General features: G+C 69.6%; 20 protein-coding genes and 1 pseudogene. 12 read left to right on the forward strand and 9 right to left on the reverse strand.

The window, feature by feature from the left end; all coding sequences use genetic code 11:
- Window positions 1-211 precede the first annotated feature (211 nt).
- Window positions 212-667 (forward strand): annotated as a pseudogene (locus NM203_RS33310) (acyl-CoA dehydrogenase family protein); the annotation flags it as partial.
- On the opposite strand, the gene NM203_RS09120 reads toward NM203_RS33310, so the two are convergent.
- Window positions 664-1,518 carry an arylamine N-acetyltransferase family protein gene (locus NM203_RS09120; RefSeq protein WP_408633321.1) on the reverse strand — a complete coding sequence of 285 codons (855 nt, stop codon included), beginning with the start codon at window positions 1,516-1,518 and terminating at the stop codon, window positions 664-666. The pseudogene NM203_RS33310 and the gene NM203_RS09120 sit on opposite strands and share 4 nt — an antisense overlap.
- A 94-nt stretch (window positions 1,519-1,612) precedes the next feature.
- Between NM203_RS09120 and NM203_RS09125 the strand changes: the two genes are divergently transcribed.
- The 6 genes from NM203_RS09125 (at window position 1,613) to NM203_RS09150 (ending at window position 6,619) form a co-directional block, all read left to right on the forward strand.
- On the forward strand, window positions 1,613-2,098 hold the full coding sequence (locus NM203_RS09125) for a hypothetical protein (protein WP_255059526.1): 486 nt from the start codon (window positions 1,613-1,615) through the stop codon (window positions 2,096-2,098).
- A gap of 120 nt (window positions 2,099-2,218) precedes the next feature.
- Window positions 2,219-2,521: a hypothetical protein gene (locus NM203_RS09130; RefSeq protein WP_255059527.1), complete on the forward strand. Its 303-nt coding sequence runs from the start codon at window positions 2,219-2,221 to the stop codon at window positions 2,519-2,521.
- 2 nt (window positions 2,522-2,523) lie between these two features.
- Complete coding sequence (locus NM203_RS09135) at window positions 2,524-2,784, forward strand: hypothetical protein (protein WP_255059528.1); 261 nt, start codon at window positions 2,524-2,526, stop codon at window positions 2,782-2,784.
- A 134-nt stretch (window positions 2,785-2,918) separates the two neighbouring features.
- Window positions 2,919-3,659, forward strand: a complete 741-nt coding sequence (locus NM203_RS09140; protein ID WP_303624401.1) for a 1-acyl-sn-glycerol-3-phosphate acyltransferase — start codon at window positions 2,919-2,921, stop codon at window positions 3,657-3,659.
- A gap of 166 nt (window positions 3,660-3,825) precedes the next feature.
- Entirely contained in the window at window positions 3,826-5,400 is a 1,575-nt protein-coding gene (gene fadD12, locus NM203_RS09145) for an acyl-CoA ligase FadD12 (RefSeq protein ID WP_255059735.1), read from the forward strand.
- Entirely contained in the window at window positions 5,390-6,619 is a 1,230-nt protein-coding gene (locus NM203_RS09150) for an alpha/beta hydrolase (protein ID WP_255059736.1), read from the forward strand. The genes fadD12 and NM203_RS09150 overlap by 11 nt, the downstream gene beginning before the upstream one ends.
- On the opposite strand, the gene NM203_RS09155 is transcribed toward NM203_RS09150, so the two are convergent.
- Together NM203_RS09155 and NM203_RS09160 are read right to left on the reverse strand one after the other, a co-directional pair.
- Window positions 6,620-8,038 carry a WS/DGAT/MGAT family O-acyltransferase gene (locus tag NM203_RS09155; protein ID WP_255059530.1) on the reverse strand — a complete coding sequence of 473 codons (1,419 nt, stop codon included), beginning with the start codon at window positions 8,036-8,038 and terminating at the stop codon, window positions 6,620-6,622.
- 4 nt (window positions 8,039-8,042) lie between these two features.
- Window positions 8,043-9,266: an alpha/beta hydrolase gene (locus NM203_RS09160; protein ID WP_255059531.1), complete on the reverse strand. Its 1,224-nt coding sequence runs from the start codon at window positions 9,264-9,266 to the stop codon at window positions 8,043-8,045.
- A 134-nt stretch (window positions 9,267-9,400) separates the two neighbouring features.
- Between NM203_RS09160 and NM203_RS09165 the strand changes: the two genes are divergently transcribed.
- Window positions 9,401-11,545, forward strand: coding sequence for an acyl-CoA dehydrogenase family protein (locus tag NM203_RS09165; RefSeq protein ID WP_255059532.1), 2,145 nt, complete (start codon window positions 9,401-9,403; stop codon window positions 11,543-11,545).
- A gap of 108 nt (window positions 11,546-11,653) precedes the next feature.
- On the forward strand, window positions 11,654-12,955 hold the full coding sequence (locus NM203_RS09170; RefSeq protein WP_255059533.1) for a septum formation family protein: 1,302 nt from the start codon (window positions 11,654-11,656) through the stop codon (window positions 12,953-12,955).
- Between the two features lie 81 nt (window positions 12,956-13,036).
- Here NM203_RS09170 and NM203_RS09175 read toward each other — a convergent pair whose 3' ends face one another.
- From NM203_RS09175 to NM203_RS09200, 6 genes are read right to left on the reverse strand one after another with little or no spacing between them, the layout of a single operon-like run.
- A complete protein-coding gene (locus NM203_RS09175; RefSeq protein WP_255059534.1) occupies window positions 13,037-13,834 on the reverse strand; it encodes an ABC transporter permease in 798 nt (265 codons plus the stop codon).
- A complete protein-coding gene (locus tag NM203_RS09180) occupies window positions 13,809-14,729 on the reverse strand; it encodes a 2-aminoethylphosphonate ABC transporter permease subunit (RefSeq protein ID WP_408633322.1) in 921 nt (306 codons plus the stop codon). The genes NM203_RS09175 and NM203_RS09180 overlap by 26 nt, the downstream gene beginning before the upstream one ends.
- Window positions 14,726-15,895 (reverse strand): ABC transporter ATP-binding protein, encoded by a 1,170-nt coding sequence (locus NM203_RS09185; RefSeq protein ID WP_255059535.1) that lies wholly within the window; start codon window positions 15,893-15,895, stop codon window positions 14,726-14,728. The genes NM203_RS09180 and NM203_RS09185 overlap by 4 nt, the downstream gene beginning before the upstream one ends.
- A gap of 1 nt (window position 15,896) precedes the next feature.
- Window positions 15,897-16,943 carry a 2-aminoethylphosphonate ABC transporter substrate-binding protein gene (locus NM203_RS09190; RefSeq protein WP_255059536.1) on the reverse strand — a complete coding sequence of 349 codons (1,047 nt, stop codon included), beginning with the start codon at window positions 16,941-16,943 and terminating at the stop codon, window positions 15,897-15,899.
- A 16-nt stretch (window positions 16,944-16,959) separates the two neighbouring features.
- Complete coding sequence (locus NM203_RS09195) at window positions 16,960-17,649, reverse strand: phosphonatase-like hydrolase (protein WP_255059537.1); 690 nt, start codon at window positions 17,647-17,649, stop codon at window positions 16,960-16,962.
- A 5-nt stretch (window positions 17,650-17,654) separates the two neighbouring features.
- The gene (locus NM203_RS09200) at window positions 17,655-18,770 is read right to left on the reverse strand and encodes a TIGR03364 family FAD-dependent oxidoreductase (protein WP_255059538.1); all 1,116 of its coding nucleotides are present in this window, start codon (window positions 18,768-18,770) and stop codon (window positions 17,655-17,657) included.
- A 109-nt stretch (window positions 18,771-18,879) separates the two neighbouring features.
- On the opposite strand from NM203_RS09200, the gene NM203_RS09205 reads away from it, so the two are divergent.
- The 3 genes from NM203_RS09205 to NM203_RS09215 all read left to right on the forward strand — a co-directional run bounded on the left by NM203_RS09205 (window position 18,880) and on the right by NM203_RS09215 (window position 21,057).
- Window positions 18,880-19,395 (forward strand): HD domain-containing protein, encoded by a 516-nt coding sequence (locus NM203_RS09205; protein WP_255059539.1) that lies wholly within the window; start codon window positions 18,880-18,882, stop codon window positions 19,393-19,395.
- 7 nt (window positions 19,396-19,402) lie between these two features.
- Entirely contained in the window at window positions 19,403-20,098 is a 696-nt protein-coding gene (locus tag NM203_RS09210; RefSeq protein WP_255059540.1) for a GntR family transcriptional regulator, read from the forward strand.
- Between the two features lie 107 nt (window positions 20,099-20,205).
- Window positions 20,206-21,057 (forward strand): alpha/beta hydrolase, encoded by an 852-nt coding sequence (locus NM203_RS09215; RefSeq protein ID WP_255059738.1) that lies wholly within the window; start codon window positions 20,206-20,208, stop codon window positions 21,055-21,057.
- Window positions 21,058-21,090 lie beyond the last annotated feature (33 nt).

The raw sequence follows: 21,090 nt of genomic DNA on the forward strand, positions 1-21,090 counted from the left end.
GGCGTACGACGTGCCGTGGCCGCACGACGGCCGGGTTCTCCTCGCCGCCCGAACCGCGGATGCGCTGCGCGTCGGCTGGCTCGACCGCCCCGACGTCGTCGACGGACACAACCTGGCGGGAGAGCCGCGCGGGACGATCGTCGTCGACCTGTCGGACACCGTGGAACTCCCCCTCGACGTGTTCCGCGAACTGACTCTCCGCGGGGCCTGGGCACGCTGCGTGCAGATCGTCGGCGCTCTCGAGAAGGCCACGGATCTCACCGTCGCGCACACCCGCGACCGGGTCCAGTTCGGTAAGCCGCTCAACGCTTTTCAGGCAGTGGCTCACTCGCTGGCGACGATGGCGGGTGAGCTCGAGCGGGCGCGGGCCGCCGCGGCGCTGGCGACGGCCGCGGTGTGCGACTACGGCTTCGACAGCCCGCAAGCCGAGTACGCGGTGACGCTCGCGAAGGTGGCCGTCGGCCGTGCCGTCGACCCCGTCAGCACCATCGCCCATCAGCTGCACGGCGCCATCGGCGTGACGATCGAGCACGACCTGTGGTGGGCGACCATGCGAGCGCGCAGCTGGGCCGACGAGTTCGGCACGCCCGGTCAGCACGCCAGGGCGCTCGGGCGTGCGGCGCTCACCTCCGACGATCCGTGGGAGCTGGTCGTCGGCCGGGTCTAGTTGTCGAGCACCTGCGTCACCCTGGCTTCCACGACAGCGCGCTCACCGAGGTCGTCGACGTCGATGTTGAAGCGCTCCCCGAGAGCGTCGAGCACCTCGCCCGCCGTGTCGAACCGAATCCGCTCGCTGCCGTCGGGGTGGTGGATCGCCAGATTGCGGCCACGCAGGTTGTACCGCGCCTCGTCGGTGACCAGGGCCGCGCTGAGACCGACGACGAACGTCGACGCCGGGTGCGTCGACACGTACCAGCTGCCGACCTCCAGGTCGATGCGCGGACGCGGGTCGGTGGTGAACAGGTACAGCGGGAGCCACGTGTCGCGCACCAGCGCCTCCAGCACGAGGTGCGCGCCGGCGTCGACGATCCGGTAGGGCTCGTGGCGGGTCCGCTGCACGCGACCGGACACCAGTCGGATCGGCGACGACAGCGTCTGGCCGCCGAACCCCACGTCGACCAGGAAGCGCTCGGCCTCGCCGGGCACTGTCACGGCGAGCACGTTGTGGGTCATCGCGGGCAACGCGGCGTCCTCGTCGCGCATCCACACCACCCGGCCGGCGAGACGCTCGACGCCGTAACCCAGCGCTTCGAGCACGAACCCGACGAGTCCGTTGTGTTCGTAGCAGTACCCCCCGCGCCGCCGTTCGATGAGCTTCTCGGCGAGGACAGTAGGGCCCAGCAAATCCACCGGAACACCCATTAGTGGATCTAGGTTCTCGAACGGGATGGTGCGGCCGTGCGCGGCAACCAGGTCGCGCAGAACGGTTTCCGTCGCATCGGTCGGGCCGCTGTAGCCGATGCGGGCGAAGTAGGCGGCCGGGTCAACGGATTCGGCAACGTCGCTCATGAACCCCATCCTGCGGCGTCAGGCGGGATCGGGGCCGAAAGTCACAACGAATTTGTGACCCCCGCTACTGCACAGGTGTTCAAGAAAGAGCACTATGGGACTCATGCCCAAATTGACGTTCTCGAAAGTTGCCGCCGTCGCGGCGGCGTTGACGGTTGCCGGCACAGCGTTCGGAACGGCGACCGCCTCCGCCGCCTCGCCGATGCCCATGTCCAGCAAGTGGCGCGCCTGCGACTTCTCGCAGCTGAAGTGGGTCGACGCCGTCGGCGACGCCCGCCCCATCGCCTACGTGGGTCCGGCGGGCGACGGTTCGATGGTCGCGAAGGTCGACATCGCGACCGCCGTGCCCAACACCCGCTACGACGTCCGCGTCATCCAGGCCCCGCGGCCGTCGCTGGGCTGCGCCCCCGGCCAGGCCGGCGTCCTCACCGGCAGCATCCAGACCGACGGCGTCGGGGCCGGTTCGGTGACGCTGCAGGGACCCGTCGAATCGGGCAAGACCGGCGCCTGGGTGATCGTCGAACGGCCCTCCGCGTACTCACAGACTCCCGAGGAGTTCTACACCACGGAGTTCATCGCCTCCCTCTGAATTGGGAGCGCGGGGGTGCGCCCTGCTACGTTTCGGCGGCACTGAGGCGTCGTCGAATAGGGAGAACAGCGGAACATCTCGTACGGCCGGATCGTCACACTCGCCGCGGCACTCGCGCTGGTGCTCACAGCTTGCGGTAGCGATGCCGATGCGCCGACGTCCACCGAGGCTGCGGGTGCCGCCACGCTGGATTCCGCCGCGTGCGCCAACCTGACCGACGCGAACCTCGACCTCGCCACGGCGACGAGCGGAGAGCAGGCCCGAGCGGCCGCGGGCGTGTTCGGTGAGTACAGCCCGCCTGCGGACGTCCAGGACGCGGTCGACCACATCGTCGAGGCCGGCGGCGTGAAGTTCGACGGCCCCGACTTCGACCTGGTCACCGACCACATCGATCCGTGGGTGCGCGAGGTCTGCCCGGAGTAGCCGTGACGCTGTCCGACGAACTGCGGACCGAGCTGCTGACGCGCTGGTCCGAACCCCACCGCAGGCACCACAACGTCGCGCACCTGTACGACGTGCTCGCCGCTGCGGCCACCCTCGCCGACGACGGCCCGGCGTTCGACCGCGCGCGGTTGCTCACGGCGCTGTCGGACGGGGCGATGTTCCACACCGCGCGCGGCCGCGAGCTGTGGAAGGACCGCGCCCGTGCCAACGTCACCGCCGAAATACAGTCGCTGACCGGCTAGATTTCCCAGACGGCGGACCTGGCGGTACCCTCAAACTAGAACACGTTCCAATTTCACCGAGGGGTCCCGTGAGCGCGAACGACATCACCACGTCCGAGATCACCAAGTGGGATCCGGCCCTGACCGAGAAGGTGATGGGCCTGCTGCGCCCGATCATCAAGGGTTATCACCGCGCCGAGGTGCGCGGTCTCGACGGCTTCCCGGCCGGCGGGGCGCTCGTCGTGGGCAACCACTCCGGCGGCCTCTTCGCGATGGACGTGCCGGTGTTCGCGACGGGCTTCTACGAGAAGTTCGGCTACGGCAGGCCGGTCTACACGCTGTCGCACGACATCATCTTCACCGGACCCACCGGCGACTTCTTCCGGAAGACGGGCTTCATCGGCGCCAACCACGAGAACGCCGACGAGGCGCTGCGCTCGGGTGGCGTCGTCGTCGTGTTCCCCGGCGGTGACTACGACGTGTACCGACCGACGCTGTCGCAGAACACGATCGACTTCGGAGGACGCACCGGGTACGTGCGCGCCGCGCTCAACGCGGGCGTGCCCATCGTGCCGTCGGTGTCGATCGGCGGCCAGGAATCGCAGTTCTACCTGAGCCGAGGCACCGAGGTCGCCAAGCTCCTGCGCCTCGACAAGCTGCTGCGGGCCAAGATCCTGCCGATCTCGTTCGGGTTCCCGTTCGGCCTGTCCGCGGTGCTGCCCGTCAACGTGCCGCTGCCGACGAAGATCGTCACCAGGGTGCTCGAGCCCATCGACATCGTCGCGGAGTTCGGCGAGGACCCCGATGTCGACGAGGTCGACGCGCACGTCCGGCACGTCATGCAGGTCGCGCTCGATGAGCTGGCGAAGGAACGCAAGCTGCCGGTGATCGGCTGATGAGCGCTTGCGCGAAGAAGAGACAGCACTGATGAGCGCTTGCGCGAAGAAGAGACAGCACTGATGAGCGCTTGCGCGAAGAAGAGACAGCGCTGATGAGCGCTTGCGCGAAGAAGAGACAGCGCTGATCGTGGGCTGGGGCGGCGGCTTCGGCCTGGTTTCCACGATGGTGCGCGCGGGCGTCATCGCACCGCTGCGCCCCGACCGGTACGTCCGCATCGGCGCCGCCATGGCGCGCGAGAACATGGGCATCACATCGGGTTTCGCAGCGGCGGCGCAGCGGTGCCCGGACCGCATCGGGCTGATCGACGAGCTCGGCTCGCTCACCTGGCGTGAGATCGACGAACGCGCCGATGCGCTCGCGGCCGCACTGCAGTCGCTGCCCGTCGAGACCCGCACGATCGGGATCATGGCCCGCAACCACCGCGGTTTCGTCGAGTCGTTGATCGCCGCCAACCGCATCGGCGCCGACGTTCTGCTCCTCAACACGTCGTTCGCGGGTCCCGCGCTGGCCGACGTCGTGGCACGCGAGGGTGCCGACGTGGTGATCTACGACGAGGAGTTCACCGAGACCGTCAACCGGGCGCTCGCCGAGACGCCCGATACCGTGCGGATCGTCGCGTGGACCGACTCAGATCAGCCCGGCCGTACCGTCGAGAAGCTCATCCGCTCGCACGACGGCGCGCAGCCGCAGCGCTCGAACACCAAGTCGCGCACCATCCTGCTGACGTCCGGTACGACCGGAACACCCAAGGGCGCCAAGCACTCCGGCGGCGGTCCCGAGACGTTGAAGGCGATCCTCGACCGCACGCCGTGGCATACCGAGGAGGTGACGGTCGTCGTCGCCCCCATGTTCCACGCGTGGGGATTCTCGCAATTGGCCTTCGCCGCCTCGATGGCGTGCACGATCGTCACGCGCCGCAGGTTCGACCCCGAAGCCACGCTCGCGCTGATCGACACGCACCGGGCCACCGGCCTGTGCGTCGTCCCCGTCATGTTCGACCGGATCATGGACCTGCCGCCCGAGATCCTCGACCGCTACAGCGCCAAGACCCTTCGCTTCGCCGCCGCCTCCGGCTCGCGGATGCGCCCCGACGTCGTGACCGCCTTCATGGACCGCTTCGGCGACGTCATCTACAACAACTACAACGCCACCGAAGCCGGCATGATCGCCACCGCCACGCCCGCCGACCTGCGCGCCGCGCCGGATACCGCGGGCAGGCCCGCCGACGGCACCGACATCAAGATCCTCGACGCCGACCGCCGCGAACTGCCGACCGGCGAGACCGGCACGATCTTCGTACGCAACAGCACGCAGTTCGACGGCTACACCTCGGGCGCCACCAAGGACTTTCACGACGACTACATGTCGAGCGGCGACCTCGGCTACCTCGACGCGGCCGGGCGGCTGTTCGTCGTCGGCCGCGACGACGAGATGATCGTCTCCGGCGGCGAGAACGTCTACCCGATCGAGGTGGAGAAGACGCTGGCCGCGCATCCCGCCGTCGCCGAAGCCCACGCGATGGGAGTCGAGGACGAGCAGTACGGACAGCGACTGGCGGCATTCGTCGTGCTGACATCGGGTTCCGCGGCGACGCCCGACGACCTGAAGGCGCACGTGCGGGGGAATCTCGCCAACTACAAGGTTCCGCGCAGCATCACAGTGCTGACGAGTTTGCCGCGGGGCAGCACTGGCAAGATCCTTCGTCGTGAGCTTCAAGAACTCGTTGATGAGTCTTAAGTCCCGTCGGCGCTTTCCGCTGCTGCGGGCGACGGCCGAACTGGCCAACGCCGCGAACGCGGCCCACCCGCTGGCCCGCGACGGTTACTCCACGATCCCGGTGTTCTTCCTCGGCTGGCCCACCGGCGAGGCCGCCCCGGTGGTGGTCGGAGCCTCGATGCTCGACGCGCTGCGCCGCGGCAGGCGCGGCGACTTCGCGGGGCCTCGCGGCCGGATCGCGTTGCTTCTCACTGCCGCCAGCTGGGCGCTGCTCGGTTACGTCTACGGGCGCAACGCGAAGTCCCGGCCATCCTTCGAGGAGCCGCTGCGCAAGGAGTTGGGCGACAACTACGAGGTGGTCGCCGAACGGGAACGCAAACGGCGACCGGGCGGAGTGTTCCGCACGGGGTGGTCGCGGCGGCAGTACGTCAAGAAGTCGGACACCGTCCGCTACGGCCCGCACAGCGTCAACGTCGCCGACATCTGGCACCGCACCGACCTGCCGCTGGACGGCAAGGCTCCGGTGCTGCTGCAGATCCCCGGCGGTGCGTGGGCCATCGGCATGCGGCGGCCGCAGGCCTATCCGCTGATGAGCCATCTCGCCGAGCGCGGCTGGATCTGCGTCTCGATGGCCTACCGAATCAGCCCGCGCAACACGTGGCCCGCCCACATCGTCGACGTGAAGCGCGCGCTGGCGTGGATCAAGGAGAACATCGCCGACTACGGCGGCGATCCCGAGAACATCTCGGTCACCGGCGGGTCGGCGGGCGGACACCTCTGCGCGCTGGCGGCGCTGACGCCGAACGAGCCCGTGTGGCAACCGGGTTTCGAGGACGCCGACACCTCGGTGGCCGCGGCGGTGCCGATCTACGGGCGCTACGACTGGTACACCGACGAGGGCTCGGGTCGGCCCGAGTTCATCTCGATCCTGCAGCGCTTCATCGTCAAGAAGCGCTTCGCCGACAACCGCCAGATCTACCTCGACGCGTCCCCGATCACCAGGGTGCGCGCCGACGCTCCACCGTTCTTCATCCTGCACGGCGAGGACGACTCGATCATCCCGGTGCAGGAGGGCCGCGATTTCGCCGCGGCCCTCAAGGAGGTGTCGGCCAATCCGGTGATCTACTCCGAGATCCCGCACGCGCAGCACGCATTCGACTTCTTCGGCTCGCCGCACGGGCACTACACCGCCGACGCGGTCGAGAACTTCCTGAACTGGGTGCGGGCGAAGACGGGCTGACTACTGGGCCATCGCGGACTCGACCACGGTCAGCTCCTCGGAAAGCCCTGCTGCTCTGCGGATTTCGATGAACGCCTCGATCAACGCGTCGGTGAGCTCATGCGGGTCGGCGAGCGTCGCACCGTCTGACAGCACCGAGATGTTGAGCTGGTCGACGTAGCTCCACACGGTGATGTTCAGGCCGCTGCCCGTGGTCAGCGGTCCCACCGAGTAGATCTCGGTGACCAGTGCGCCGCCCACTCGGCCGTGCTCGCGCGGACCCGGCACGTTGGAGATCGGCAGGTTCAGCACCTTGTTCTGACCGTCCTTCTCGGCGAGCCAGCCGAACAGCTTCTCGGCCGGCGCGGGCGGGAAGTAGGCCGACCACCGGCTGACCAACTCCGGTCCCATCAGGTGGTGGGTCTCCTTGGCCTCGACGGCTCCGTCGTGCACGGCCTGGACCCGCTCGAGCGGATCCTCGATCTCGATGGGCACCACCATCATGACGCCGGTGAAGTAGTTACCCGAGATTCGATCGCGGGAGAAGTCGAAACTGACTGGCACCGAGGCCAACAGCGGATGGTCGGCGTGCCCGTCGTACTTCAGCGACAGCTGCCGCAGCGCACCCGCCGATATCGCCAGCACCATGTCGTTGATCGTGGCGCCGAGCGTCTTACCGGTCTCCTTCACGTCGGCCAGGGCCAGCGTCGCCGTCGCGAAGCGCCGCTGCGCGTCGACCCGGTGGTTCATGAACGACGGTGGCGGGGTGAACGGTCGGGTCAACTCCGGCGAGAGCTTCCTGGTGCTCTTGCGGACGTTGTTGAGTCCCTTCGCCGTATACGCCACCACACCGGGGATGCGCCGGATCTGCCGCATGTGGTCGGCGAACGCGGTGCGTACCAACTCGGCTCGACCGGGCGCGGGATCCGTTGCGTACGAGTCGCGGTCGCTCTGCGGATCGGCGGTGAGGTCCATTCCGCGCGCCAGCAGGTTCGCCGACGCCACCCCGTCGGCCAGCGCGTGGTGGATCTTGCCGAGCACCGCGATCCGGCCGCCGGCCAGACCCTCGATGAAGTACATCTCCCAGAGCGGCTTCGATCGGTCGAGCGGTGTACTGGCGATCTCGCCGACCGCGTCGTCGAGTTCGCGCCGACCGCCGGGGCTCTTCACCCGGTAGGACCGGACGTGGTAGTCCAGGTCGACCTCGGTGTTCTCGCGCCACATCGGGTGGTGGAACTTGAAGGGGATGTCGACCAACTCGTAGCGGAACGGGTCGAGCTTGTAGAGCCTGCCGTGGATGACCCGCCTGAACTCGTCGATCCCGAACTGACGCCCCTTCAGTTCGGAGATGTCGATCACCGCGAGCTTCAGCGTGTGCATGTGCACTGAGGGCGTCTCGCTGTACAGCAGGACGGCGTCCCAACCGCTGAGCCTCTTCACGGGGCTATATAACCTGCTGATCCCCGACCAGCGTCCGGTTTCGGTGAACCTGGTTGAGGAACAAGCCGATTGCGGTCGCGGTGGATCCCGTGCGGGCACCGTCGGTCATGTCGAAACCGTGGCCGGCACCCGGCAGTTCGGCGTAGCTGACCGATGAACTCGAGACGCTGCGCAGCTTCTCGACGAAGTCGCGGGCCTGCTGCACCGGGATGACGGTGTCGCCGGAACCGTGCACGACGAGGAACGGCGGCGCATCCGGGCGCACCCGTGCGATCGGTGAGGCCTTGCGGAAGATCTCCGGGTGCTTGGCGATCTTGCGCTTGACCACGACGCGCTCGAGGAAGTCCACGAAGCGGGCGCGCTCGACCGTCGAGCGGTCCTCCCAGTCGTAGCGGCCGTAGATGCCGACGACCGCGTCGACCGACGTGTCGGAACCCTCCGGGAGGTCACCCTGCAGGTCGGGGTCATCGGCCGTCAGCCCCACCAGCGCCGCGAGATGGCCGCCCGCCGACGTGCCCGCGACGGCGACGAAGTTGCGGTCGCCGCCGAACTTGTCGACGTTCGCCCGCGCCCACGCGACCGCCGTCTTCACGTCGGTGATGTGTTTCGGCCAGGCGTGATTCGGCGCGACGCGGTAGTCGATGGACAGGCACACCCAGCCCATCTCCGCGAGGTGCGACATCAACGCGTAGCCCTGCAGGATCCTGCTGCCGTGCACCCACGCGCCGCCGGGGAGGAAGATCATCACCGGCGCCGGTTGGGCGGGCAGTTCCTTCGGCCGCCACACGTCCAGCAACTGCGCCGGGCTGTCGCCGTACCGCACCGAGGTGCGGTAGATCCTGCGGCGGTGCTCGAACGCCTTCCAGACCGGTGGCGTGGAATCCGGCGCGGGCCAGTCGATGTCGAGCGCCTCGGGAGCGACGACGCCGCGCAGCGCTGACTCGACGACCTCGTTGGTCTGATCTCGGTCCCGCTGCTTCTGCTCGCCGTTACCCGGCGTGAGAAACGACTTCGCCGCGGCCCCAACGAAATCCGGCATGTGCCGGATTCCCCAGATGCTCATCGCGGTCATGCCGCCGAGAGGTTCGAGGTGCTTACCGATCACGGGCAGCGACGTGGCGCCGACACTCATCGCGAGCAGATAATCGGAGGGGCTCGCGTCCATCAGCCACTTGATGCGGGTGGTCAGCGTCGGACCGGGGTACCGGGTGTCCGGTCGTGCCGTCATCGCGCGACTGTACCGCGGTTACCCACGGGTAATCGACACTTCAGCGAACTTGTCTACCAATCGTCACCGCCTCGACAGGACTGTGACTCGTATCACAGGTACTGACCTGGGGTTCGGCGTGGTTATGTGGATTTATGGTCACCGCCGCCCTCGCCATCACCGACGAACACCGCGCCCTCGCCGAATCCGCGACGGGTCTGCTGACCCGGTTGAACGCCCTCGGTTCGGCACGGGCCACCCTCGACGCCGGTTCCTCCCACCCGAGCGATCTCTGGACAGGTGCCGCGCAGCTCGGCTGGCAGGGCCTCGCCATCGGTGAGGAGCACGGCGGATCGGGGTTCGGGCTCGCCGAACTGGCGATCGTGCTCGAGGCCCAGGGGCGTCAGCTGAGTCCCGGCCCCTTCCTCCCCACCGTCGCCGCCGCGGTGGTGATCGATCGCTGTGCACCGGATTCCGTACGCGCCCAACTTCTTCCGGGCCTCGCCGACGGCTCGACCGTCGCCGGGCTCGGCTTGGCCGGAACGCTGGCCGACGGGACCGGCGAATGGCCCGCCGTGCTGGGCGCCCCCGACGCCGATGTGCTGGTTCTGCTCGGGGGCGACGACGTCGTGGTCGTCGACGCGACTGCCGACGGAGTCACCGTCACCCCACTGACCTCGACGGACACCACCCGCAGCATCGGCTCGGTCACGCTGAACGGGGCGCGGGTCACCACGCTGCCGGGCGCCGCGACGCGGGCGCGCACGGTGTTCCGCACGCTGGCGTCGGCCGAGGCCGTCGGGATCAGCTGGGCGACCCTGGAGATGTCGGTCGAGTACGCCAAGGTGCGCGAGCAGTTCGGCCGCACCATCGGGACGTTCCAGGCCGTCAAGCACCACGCCGCCAACATGCTGGTGAACGCCGAGCAGACCACCGCGGCCACCTGGGACGCCGCGCGAGCGGACGACCTCGACGGCGCCTGGTTCGCCGCGGCCGTCGCCGCGTCGCACGCAATCCGCACCCAGATCTTCAACGCGCAGTACAACATTCAGTTGCACGGCGGGATCGGCTACACGTGGGAACACGACGCGCACCTCTATCTGCGACGGGCGCGCACCCTGGCCGCCCTCATCGGCGACGGGGCAGACCCGCTGTTCGACGTCGTCGAAGGCCAGCGCAGTGGCCGGGCCCAGGGGGCGTCGTTCGCCCTGCCCGACGAGGCCGAGGAGTTCCGTGCAGCCGCCCGCGAGGCGGCGACGACGGCGCGCGGCCTCGACGAGCAGAAGCGGCGGGACTACCTCGTCGACTCCGGATATCTGGTGCCGCACTGGCCGAAGCCCTGGGGACGCGCGGCGGGTGTCCTCGAACAGCTGGTGATCGAGGAGGAGTTCGCCGACATCAAGCGGCCGGACATGGGCATCACGGGCTGGGTCACGCTGACCATCGCGCAGGCGGGTAACGACGACCAGCGCGAGCGGTGGGTCGAGCCGGTACTGCGCGGCCAGGTCATGTGGTGCCAGCTGTTCTCCGAGCCGGGTGCGGGGTCGGACGCGGCCGCGGTGCGCACGTCGGCCAAGAAGGTCGACGGCGGGTGGCGCATCACGGGCCAGAAGGTCTGGACCAGCCTGGCCCACGAATGCCAGTGGGGTCTCGCCACGGTGCGTACCGACCCCGATGCGCCGAAGCACGCGGGCGTGACGATGGTCGCCATCGACATGAAGGCACCCGGCGTCACGATCAACGGACTGCGCGGCATCACCGGCCACGCCCACTTCAACGAGGTGTTCTTCGACGACGTGTTCGTCCCGGACGGTGACGTCGTCGGAGACGTCAACAAGGGCTGGCTGGTCGCACGGGCCACACTGGGGAACGAGCGGATCTCGATCGGCGGCGGCTCGGGAGCGCCGACCGGGTTCACCGCCGACGACCTGATCAAACTCCTCGACAACGCGCCCGTCGAGACGGCGGCGGCCCACGTCCGGCAGGCCGGCGAGGTGATCGCGGAGGGCCACACGCTGCGGCTTCTGAACCTGCGGCGGGTGACCCGCGCGCTGGAGGGCGCCGAGCCGGGGCCCGAGGGCAACGTGACGAAACTGCTGGTGGCCGAGCAGTGCCAGCGGCTCACCGAGCTGGGTATGGAGTTGGCGGGCACCGCCGCCGTGGTGGGCGGGGCCGCGCAGGTCGAACAGGCGTATCTCGGAAACCGCGCGATGACCATCGCCGGCGGCACCTCCGAGATCACCAGGAACACGATCGCCGAGCGCATCCTCGGCCTGCCCAGAGATCCCCTGCTCAAGTAACGGGACGGCCACATTCGGGGAGCCGTCTGATGCCCCGCGTAGCAGGATCCGGGCAGCTGTGCCAGGGTTGATGGTCGTGGCTAGCAAACGCTGGGGGCGTCGTTGACGGTGACGGACTCATCGTCTTCGACCGCATCGACCGAGGACACGGGTGACCTCGAGTCGGCGCTTGCCGCCATCCAGCGGCGCGATCCGTCCGGGCCCATCGCGCGGCCGGTGGCCGAGGAGCCGGTGCGCTCGGCGCGCTCCAACCGCCGCGCCACCCTCGGCCTGGCACTGGTCTTCCTGCTGATCGCCGGTGTCATCCAGGTGCTGACGGTCACGCCCGATCTGCGCGACGAACCGAACACCGGCAGCCGCGCCGCCGTCGTCTTCGGCAACGCGCAGGCCGGGGCCTGCCTGGGCTGGCCGCCGGACGCGCCCGATCGGCCGTCGTTCGTGCAGTGCCGCGAGGACCACATGTTCGAGGTCGCCAAGTCCGTCGACATGTCGAGTTTCGGCGAGCCGTGCCAGGCGGCGGTGCGCTCCTACCTCGGGCCGAGGTACGACCCCAACAGCCGGTTCACCATCGGCGTGCTGTGGGCGGGCGACGCGCAGGGGTCTCGAAACCTGTTGTGCGGCTTGCAGCTTCTGGGCATCGACGGCAAACCCACGGCCTTCAAGGGCGCGGTCGCCGAACTCGACCAGTCCAAGGTGTGGATCCCGGGCACGTGCCTGGGCATCGACACCGCCGCGCGCCGCTCGACCGACATCCCGGTCGACTGCGCGAAGGAGCACGCCGTGGAGGTCACCGGCTCCGTCGGCCTGGCCGAACGCTTCCCCGGCGGACCGCCGCCCGAGCCCGAGCAGGACGCCTACATCCGCGATCTGTGCACCCGCCTCACCGAGGGTTACCTCGCGCCGGTCCCGCTGCAGGCCACCGGGCTGGCGCTGAACTACAGCACGTTGGCGCCCGCCAGCTGGAACGCGGGCAGCCGCCAGGTGTCGTGCGGACTCGTCTCGCCCGGCGAGCAGGGGCTCAACCCGCTGGTGGGCAGTGTGCGCAACCCGGCGCCCGGTGACCAGGCGCCGCCGCCACCACCGCCGCCGGAGACCACCGAACAGGCACCGCCCCCTCCCGCGGCGACGACCACCACCACGACGGCGGCCCCCGTGGTCACCAGCGCGACTCCGGCTCCCCCGCCGCCGGCCGAGTCGCCCGCTCCCGCGTCGCCCGCCGCGACCACGCCGAGCACCCCGACGTCCCCGACACCGCCCGAACTGGGTCCGCCGCCCGGCCCCGCGCCCGGTGAACCGCTGCCCGAGGAGACGCCCCCACCCGGCGTCATCCTGGTGCCCGGCCTGCCGCCGATCACGCTGCCGGGATTCGCTCCCCCACCCCCACCACCACCGCCGCCGCCCGCGCCCTGATTCCCCGCCGAACGTTGGTTACCGCTACGCCAAAGCGCGGTTTCGCGTAGCGGTAACCAACGTTCGCGCGAAAGGGATGGGTCAGCGGAGAGCGGCGCGGCCGCGGATCCGGCCCAGCAGCACCAGCGCGAGCAGCGTGACGAGCAGCAGAAGGGTCGTGCAGGCCGCGGCCTGGAACGCCTGACCGCGGTCGGTCAGCGCGAAGATGGTGACGGGCAACGTCTTCCACGTCGCCGGATAGACCATGACGGTGGCGCCCAGCTCGCCCATCGACAGCGCGACGGCGAGGCCCGCCGCCGCCCCGAGCGAGGGCAGCAGCAACGGCAGCGTGACGCGGGCCAGCACCCGGGCGGGGCCTGCGCCGAGCGACTCCGCGGCCTGTCGGTAGGCGGGGTCGAGTCGATCGAGCGCCGCCGACACGGCGCTGAACGCGAACGCGAGCACCAGCACCGCGTGCGCGAGGATGACGATCCACCGCGTGCCACCGAGCAGCAGCGGGCGCTCGTTGAACGCGATCAGCAGGCCGAGACCGATCGCGACCGACGGCACCGCGATCGGCAGGTGGAACACCGCATCGGTGATGCGCTGCAACCACATCGGCGCTTCACGCGCCGCCAGCGCCGCCCAGGTGCCGAGCACCAGCGCGATACCGCCCGCCACGAACGCGGTCTGCAGGCTCACCGACAGGCTGGCCACGTTCTCCCCGGACAGAGCGCGGTCGAACCGGGTGAACCCGAGATCCGACGGCAGCGGGCCGTTCCACGCACCCGCCAGTCCGGCGAGCACCACGGTCACCAGCGGCAGCACGAACACCACCCCGACGACCAGGGCGAAGATGCCGATCAGGACGGCTCTACTTCGCGGGGTCCACAACAACATCGGAATCCCCCTTTCCGCGCGCGGTCATGACGCGGGCGAAGATCACCCGGTAGGCGACGTACAGCGACAGCGACAACGCGATCTGCACGGTCGCGATGACGGCCGCACCCGGCAGGTCGAACGTCACGATGCCCCTGGTGTAGATCAGCACCGGCAGCGTGATCACCCCTTTCGCACCGGTGAACAGCACGATGCCGAACTCGTTGAGCGTCAACAGGAGAACGAGGCTGCCACCCGCCATCAGCGCGGGCCACGCCTCGGGCACGATGACGGTGCGCAGCACCCGCCACGGTGACGCGCCCAGGCTGGCGGCGACGTCGAGTTGAGCCCGCGGCAGCATCGAGAACGACGCGAGCAGCGGCCGGATGACGAACGGCGTGAAGAACGTGATCTCAGCGGCGATGACACCCGCCGGCGTGTACAGGAAGTTCAGCATCGGCGAGTCCGCTCCGGTGATGCCGGCGAGCAGGGCGTTCACCGCGCCCGCCGTGCCGTAGAGGAACGTGAACGCCAGCGTGATGAGGAACGACGGCAACGCCAGCACGGTGTCGATGAGCCTGCCCACCAGCTGCGATCCGGGGAACGGCACGAAGGCGAGAACGATCGCCAGGAACGTACCGAGGATCAGGCAGCCGACGGTGGAGGTGACGGCGATCGCGACCGTGCGCCACAGCGCGTCGAGGAACACCCCGGACGTCAGCACCCCGGTCCAGGTCTGCGCGCCACCACCGGAATCCGTCGGCGCCAGCGACTCGAGCGCAACCCGCACCAGCGGGTACACGACGACGAACGCCACTATCAGAAGCGGCGGCAGCACCCACCACACCGCGACCGATCTAGGCGCCCCGGCGGTGTCGGGCGGCGCGGTGCCGGGCCGATCCAGCGTCGCCGTCACGGGGCGGCCTGCACCAGAACACCTGCGGGGTCGGGAAAGTGGACGCCGACGTCGCTGCCGATGTCGTACCGAACGTGCCCTGGCACGTCGACCTCGAGGAGTTGATCGGGCAGGTCGGTCACGGCCAGCACCAGCCGCGTGGTGGCGCCGCGCCAGACGGCCGCGTTGACCGTGGCCCGCACCGCGCCGCGCTCCTTGAGCGCGCCGATCCTCAGCGCGTGCGGCCGGACACACAGCAGCGCTTCCGATTTCGGCGCCCACGCCGCCTTTCCCACCGCGGGCTGGGGCGCCTCGGCGCTCACCGTCTTTCCTGCGAAGGACACCAGCGCCGACGTGCCGATCACGCGGCCGACACTGCACGGGATGAGGTTGGCACCGCCGAGGAATGCGGCGGTGAAGCTCGTCGGGGGCCGCTTCCAGAGGTTCTCGGCGGTGTCGACGTCCATCAGCCGCGCGTTGTTCATGACGACGATGCGATCGGCCAGCGCCAGCGCTTCGGCCTGATCGTGCGTCACGTACAGCATGGCGGTGTCCGGCAGCGCCTCCTTGAGCCGCTGCAGCTCGGCGAGCATCGACTGCCGCAACTGCGCGTCCAGCGCCGCGAGCGGTTCGTCCAGCAGCAGCACACCCGGCCGGATCGCCAGTGCCCGCGCGATCGCGACCCGCTGCTGCTGACCACCGGAAAGCTCACGGGGAAGCCGCTTTCCGTACGCCGACATACCCACCATGTCGAGTGCCTCGGTGACCCGCGCGGTCAACTCCGCGCGCGGCACCCGCCGCGACTTGAGGCCGAACGCCACGTTGTCGGACACCCGCATGTGCGGAAACAGTGCATAGGACTGCAGGACCACCCCGATCCCGCGCTTGGCGGGCGGCAGGTTGGTGACATCGCGTCCCCCCAACCGGACCGAGCCCGACGTGGGCCGCACGAAACCCGCGAGCGCGTTGAGCGCGGTCGACTTGCCCGACCCGCTCGGCCCGAGGAGCGCCACCGTCTCACCGCCGGCGACCCGGAGGGTGAAGTCGACCAGTGCCGCCGTCGTCTTCCTCCCGCGCCCGTAGGAGACGCCGACCCGGTCGAACGTGATTGCGGGCGGCCCGCTCTCGGTGGACTCGTCGAGTATCTGCGCTGCGGCCTTCGTTCGGCCCAGTCGAGCCTCGGTCATGTCAGCTGCCCGTGGCCTTCTCGTAGGCGGCCACGTCGGCGTCGAGCTCGGCGAGCACGGTGTTCCAATCCGGCACCCACACCTCGGCGTCCTTCAACACACCCTCAGGCGTGCTCGGGCCCGCGGCCTCACCGGTCACCGTGGCGAGCGAGTCCAGCACCGGGATGCCGAGCGCATCGGGCCCGACGGTCTTCTGGACGTCCTCGGAGACCAGGAACGCCAGCAGCTTCTTGGCCGAATCCGCATGCGGCGCACCCTTGGTCACACCCGCCACATAGGGCAGCGACACGGTGACCTTCTTCCCGTCGGCCGACGCGGGGATGAAGATGTTGAACTTCGAGCCGTCGTCCCTGATGGAACCGAGGTTCATCTGGACGTCACCGTTGGCCACCAGCAGTTCGCCGTTGCTGACCTTGGGCTGCAGCTTGCCCGTCGACGACGACGGGCCGACGTTGTTGGCCTGCAGCCGGGTGAGGTAGTCCAGCGCGCCGGGCTTGCCCATGAGGTGCTGCAGCAGGATCAGCACGGCGGTGCCGTCGCCTGCCTGGCCGGGTGTCGAGTACTGCAGCTTGCCCTTGAACTCCGGCCGGAGCAGGTCGTCCCACGTGGCGGGCTGCGGGTTGGCACCGGGGTTCGCGATGAAGCTCAGCGCGTTGTTGACGATCGGCAGGTAGCTGGCGTCCGGGCCGACCTGGTCGTCCGGAATACCCTCGGCGTCAACGCCACTGGGCTGAAGCAGCCCGGACTGCTCGGCCTTCTGGATGAACGGCGGCAGCGTGATCAACAGGTCGGCCTGCGGGTTGGACTGCTCCTTCTCGACCCGCGACACCACCTCGCCCGACCCCGCCTCGACGAGGTTGACATTGACGCCCGTCTCCTCGGTGAACTTCGTGAACTGGCCCTCGTACCAGGTGGCCAGGCCGTCGGCGCTGTAGACGGTCAACGTCTCGCCGCCGCCGGAGCCGGACGATCCGGTGCCGCCGCAGGCGGTCATCGTGATCGCGGTGGCGGCGACCGTGAGCGCAGCCAGGAACGTGCGCAGTGTCATGGGTGTGCCTTTCGGGTTAGGTGGAGAGCAGGAGGTCGGCGAAGTCGGCGACGGAGCCGACGACGTGGGTGGCGCCCGCGGCGCGTAGCTGGTCCTCGTCGTGCGCGCCGGTGAGCGTGCCCGCGGCGATCGCGCAGCCGGCTCGCAGCGCGCTGTCGACGTCGTTGCTCGTGTCACCGAGGGCGGCGACGTTCGCCACGGAGTCGGCTTGAAGCCGGATCAGCGCGGTGAGGATCAGGTCGGGGTAAGGGCGGCCGCGCACCCCGTCACCCGGTGCGAGCACCAGGTCGGCGATCGTCTGCCAACCCAGCGCTGCAAGCAGTTTCTCCTGCGTGCCGCCGCTGAACCCGGTGGTCAGCGCGACCTTCATACCAGCCTCCCGCAGCCGCGAGATCGCCTCAGCGGCACCGTCGATCGGCGTGGCGCGGCCGTTGTCGATCTCGGCCTCGTAGGCCGCCTCGAACGCGACGTTGGCCCGTTGCGCGACGTCCTCGGAACCGAAGAGGGCGCGGAAGACGACGATCTTCGACTGACCCATGGTGTCGAGCACGTACTGGCGGGCCTGCTCGCGCTGCGGCCCGGTCTCCGGAAGGCCCGCGGCCGTCGCGGCGGCCTCGAACGATGCGACGACCAGTCCGTCGTCGGCGACGGTCGTGCCCGCCATGTCGATGACGGCGAGTTGAATACTGCTGCTGGACAATGTCATTCCTCTCAGAGCTGGATCAGCTCGGCGGTCTGCTCGGCGATGGCCGGGCCAAGGGTCATGCCGCGGCCGCCGGGCCCGGTGATCACCCAGACCCCGTCGGCGGCCTCGGTGCGGCACACCAGCTGCTGCGGATCGACGCACTGGCTGTAGACGCCCGCCCACCGCTGCCGAACGCGCGGGAGCGGACGGCCGAGGAACTCCTCGACGAGCGCGACGAGATAGGCGTACGGGCCCTCGGACACGTCGAACGCGAAAGGCTCGTCGTACTCGTGGGTGTCGCCGATGGTCAGTCCGCCGTGCAGGCGCTGTACGCACAGCAGCTGCATGCGCTGGTCGTGGGCCACCGGATCCTGAGGTTCGTTGTCCCGCAGGGCATCCAATGCCGAGCCTGCGAAGCCGGGGTAGTAGCGGAAGCTGTCGCCGTCGGCGATCGCCGTGGTGAGCGGTTCGTCGAGCGGTTCGGTCTGCATCATCTGCAGCCGGACGCGGCGGACCGGGAGCTCACCTGCGATCTCGCGGGTGAGGCCGCCGTGCGCCGCGCCGGGGCACACCAGCACCAGGTCGCTCTCGTGCCGAGCGCCGCGGTCGTCGCGGACCACCCGCCCGTCGATCGCCCGCGCCTCAGTGCCGGGCCGGAAGTCGTAGCGCCCGCTGGCGTCGAGGTGGGCGCGGATCGCCGGCAGCGCCTGCCGCGACTCGACGGCGGCGTCGCGCGAGCAGTGCAGACCGGCGAGGAACTTGCCGCGCAGCGCCGGGTTGAGTGCGCGGACCCGGTCGGGATCGAGCAGTTCGAACCCGCGAACCGCGGCGTCGGTGCGGGCCACCGCCTGCTCGGCGACGGCGATCTCGCGCGGGGTGCGAAGCAGCGTCAGTGACCCGGCGGGCCGGAAGCCGATGCCGGGGATATGCTCGCCGTAGCGCTCCCAGAGTTCGCGGGACCGCAGCGCGGCGTCGAGTTCGATCTCGGAGCGCCCGGACACCCAGACCAGACCGAAGTTGCGGACGGTCGCGCCGCGGGCTTCGGTTTCGCGTTCGAGGTGGGTGACGTGGTGGCCGCGCTGGATCGCCTCCAGCGCGTGGGCGGTTCCCAGAATCCCGCCGCCGATGATCGTCACACGCATGGTCAGGCACCTTTCAGAGTCACTGCATCCGCGGCTCAACCGTGTGGTGTTGCCTGCGGGAACAGCGGGTTAACAATTGGTATAGACCAATTGCGGTAAAGTTTCGCGCATGACCGTGCTCGCCGCAACAGAGGCGCTACTCCGTTCCCTGCGAGGCGTATGGGATGAGGAAGCGGTCGACGAACTCGACCACGCACTGCAGGCCGCGGCGCGCGCGATCGACGACGCCGCGGACGACGAACTCGTGCTGGCGTCGGCCCTGCACGACCTCGCACACAGCCCGCTGTTCGACTCGCCGCCCGCCCACGACCGGTTCGCTCAGGACTGGCTCACCCCTCGGTTCGGCCCTCGAGTGGGCTGGTTGGCGGGTGCCCACGTCGCCGCCAAGCGCTACCTCGCCGACACCGACCCCGCGTACGCCGCGGCACTGTCGCCGACGTCGGTCGTGTCACTGCGCGCGCAGGGCGGTGCCGGGGTCGACGCGGCGCGGATCGCCCATCCGTGGTGGCCGGACGCACTGCGACTGCGCCGCTACGACGACGCCGCGAAAGTGCCCGGCGCAGCGAGCGCTACCATCGAGGACGTGTTGGTGATCGCGGAACGGATTGTGGGGCAAAGGATGTGACCGGGCCGTGAGCAAGCCGCACGCGATCCGCACCGAACTCGACGGGCTGCTCGACGGATTGGTCGAAGGCGATCCCTTCCCACCTGAACGCGAACTCGCAACGCGTTTCGGCGTGGCGCGGGAGACCGTCCGGCAGGCGCTGCACGAGCTGCTCGTCGAGGGTCGCATCGAGCGCAGGGGCCGCGGCACCGTGGTGTCGACACCCAAACTGGTGCAACCGCTTTCGCTGAAGTCCTACACCGAGGGCGCGCTGCGAATGGGCCGCAAGCCGGGGCGTCTGCTGGTCACCTGGGAGGACGTCGCCGCGAGCGCGGACCTCGCCGAGGCACTCGGGATCGCCGAGGGCGATGCGGCGATGCACCTCGAGCGCGTGCTGCTCGCCGACGGTCAGAAGATCGGTCTGGAGAGCACGTACCTGCCGGTTGCGCGCTTCGGCGGGTTCCGGGAGACCTTCGACCCGACGACGTCGCTGTACGCCGCCGTGCGTGCGACGGGCGTGCACTTCGGGTCCGCCGTCGAGCGGATCGAGACGGTGCTGGCCGCACCCCGCGAGGCGGCGCTGCTGGAGTCGACGACCGCGATGCCGATGCTGCGTCTGCACCGCCGCTCGCTGGACATCGAGGGCGGGCCGATCGAGGTGGTGCGCGCGCTCTATCGCGGTGACCGCGTCGCGTTCGAGGCGTCTCTCACCGACCGCGACTGACGGCCGGTAACGTCGGGATCGTGGCTGATTCGAATGTCCCCCGTCGCTCCGCTCGCCCCGACTTCCACCCCGACCTGCAGCGTGCGGCGCGCCTCAGCCCCCGCACGATGATCAACCCGAAGACGCTGCCGATGATCCGCGGCGCGCAGCGGCTGTTCAGCAGGCGGGTGCCGCCCGACATCGAGGTGCTGACACTGCCGTCCGGGGCCGGCGTCAGACTGCACCGTCCGGCGTTCGGCACCGGGCCGGGGCCCGCCGTGCTGTGGATCCACGGTGGCGGCTACCTCATCGGCACACCCGCTCAGGACGACGCCGCCTGCCGGGTGCTGGCCCGCGAGTTGGGCGCGACGGTGGCCGCGGTGCGCTACCGGCTCGCACCCGAATTCCCTTATCCCAGTTCGCTTGAGGACTGCTACTCCGTGCTCACCTGGCTGCACGGCCTGCCCGCCGTGGATCCCGAGCGCATCGCGATCGCAGGTGCCAGCGCGGGCGGCGGACTCGCGGCGGCGCTGGCGCTGCTCGCCCGTGACCGCGCCGAGGTGCCCGTCGCGTCGCAATTGCTGGTGTACCCGATGCTCGACGACAGGTCCAGCGACCGGGTCGGCGAGCACGATTCGAAGTTCCGGCTGTGGACCAGGTCCAGCAACAGGTACGGGTGGCGCAGCTACCTCGGCGACGCCGATCCGAACGTCGCGGTTCCCGCCAGGCGCCAGGACCTCAGCGGACTGCCGCAGGCCTGGATCGGCGTCGGCACGTTCGACCTCTTCCACGACGAGGACCTCGAGTACGCCGAGAGACTGCGGGCCGCGGGAGTGCCCTGCGACGTCGAGGTCGTCGAGGGCGCGTTCCACGGGTTCGACGGCATCGCCGCGAAAGCGCCTGTGTCACGGGCGTTCTTCGGCAGCCAGCTCGACTTCCTCCGACGGACGCTCACGCAGACGGAAACGGCGGGCGCCTGAGCTCGGGCCGCCTGCTGCAGGCGGCTGGAAACC

This window comes from Mycolicibacterium arenosum (genome assembly GCF_024320865.1).
In the GTDB taxonomy this organism is placed as follows: Bacteria; Actinomycetota; Actinomycetes; order Mycobacteriales; family Mycobacteriaceae; genus Mycobacterium; species Mycobacterium arenosum.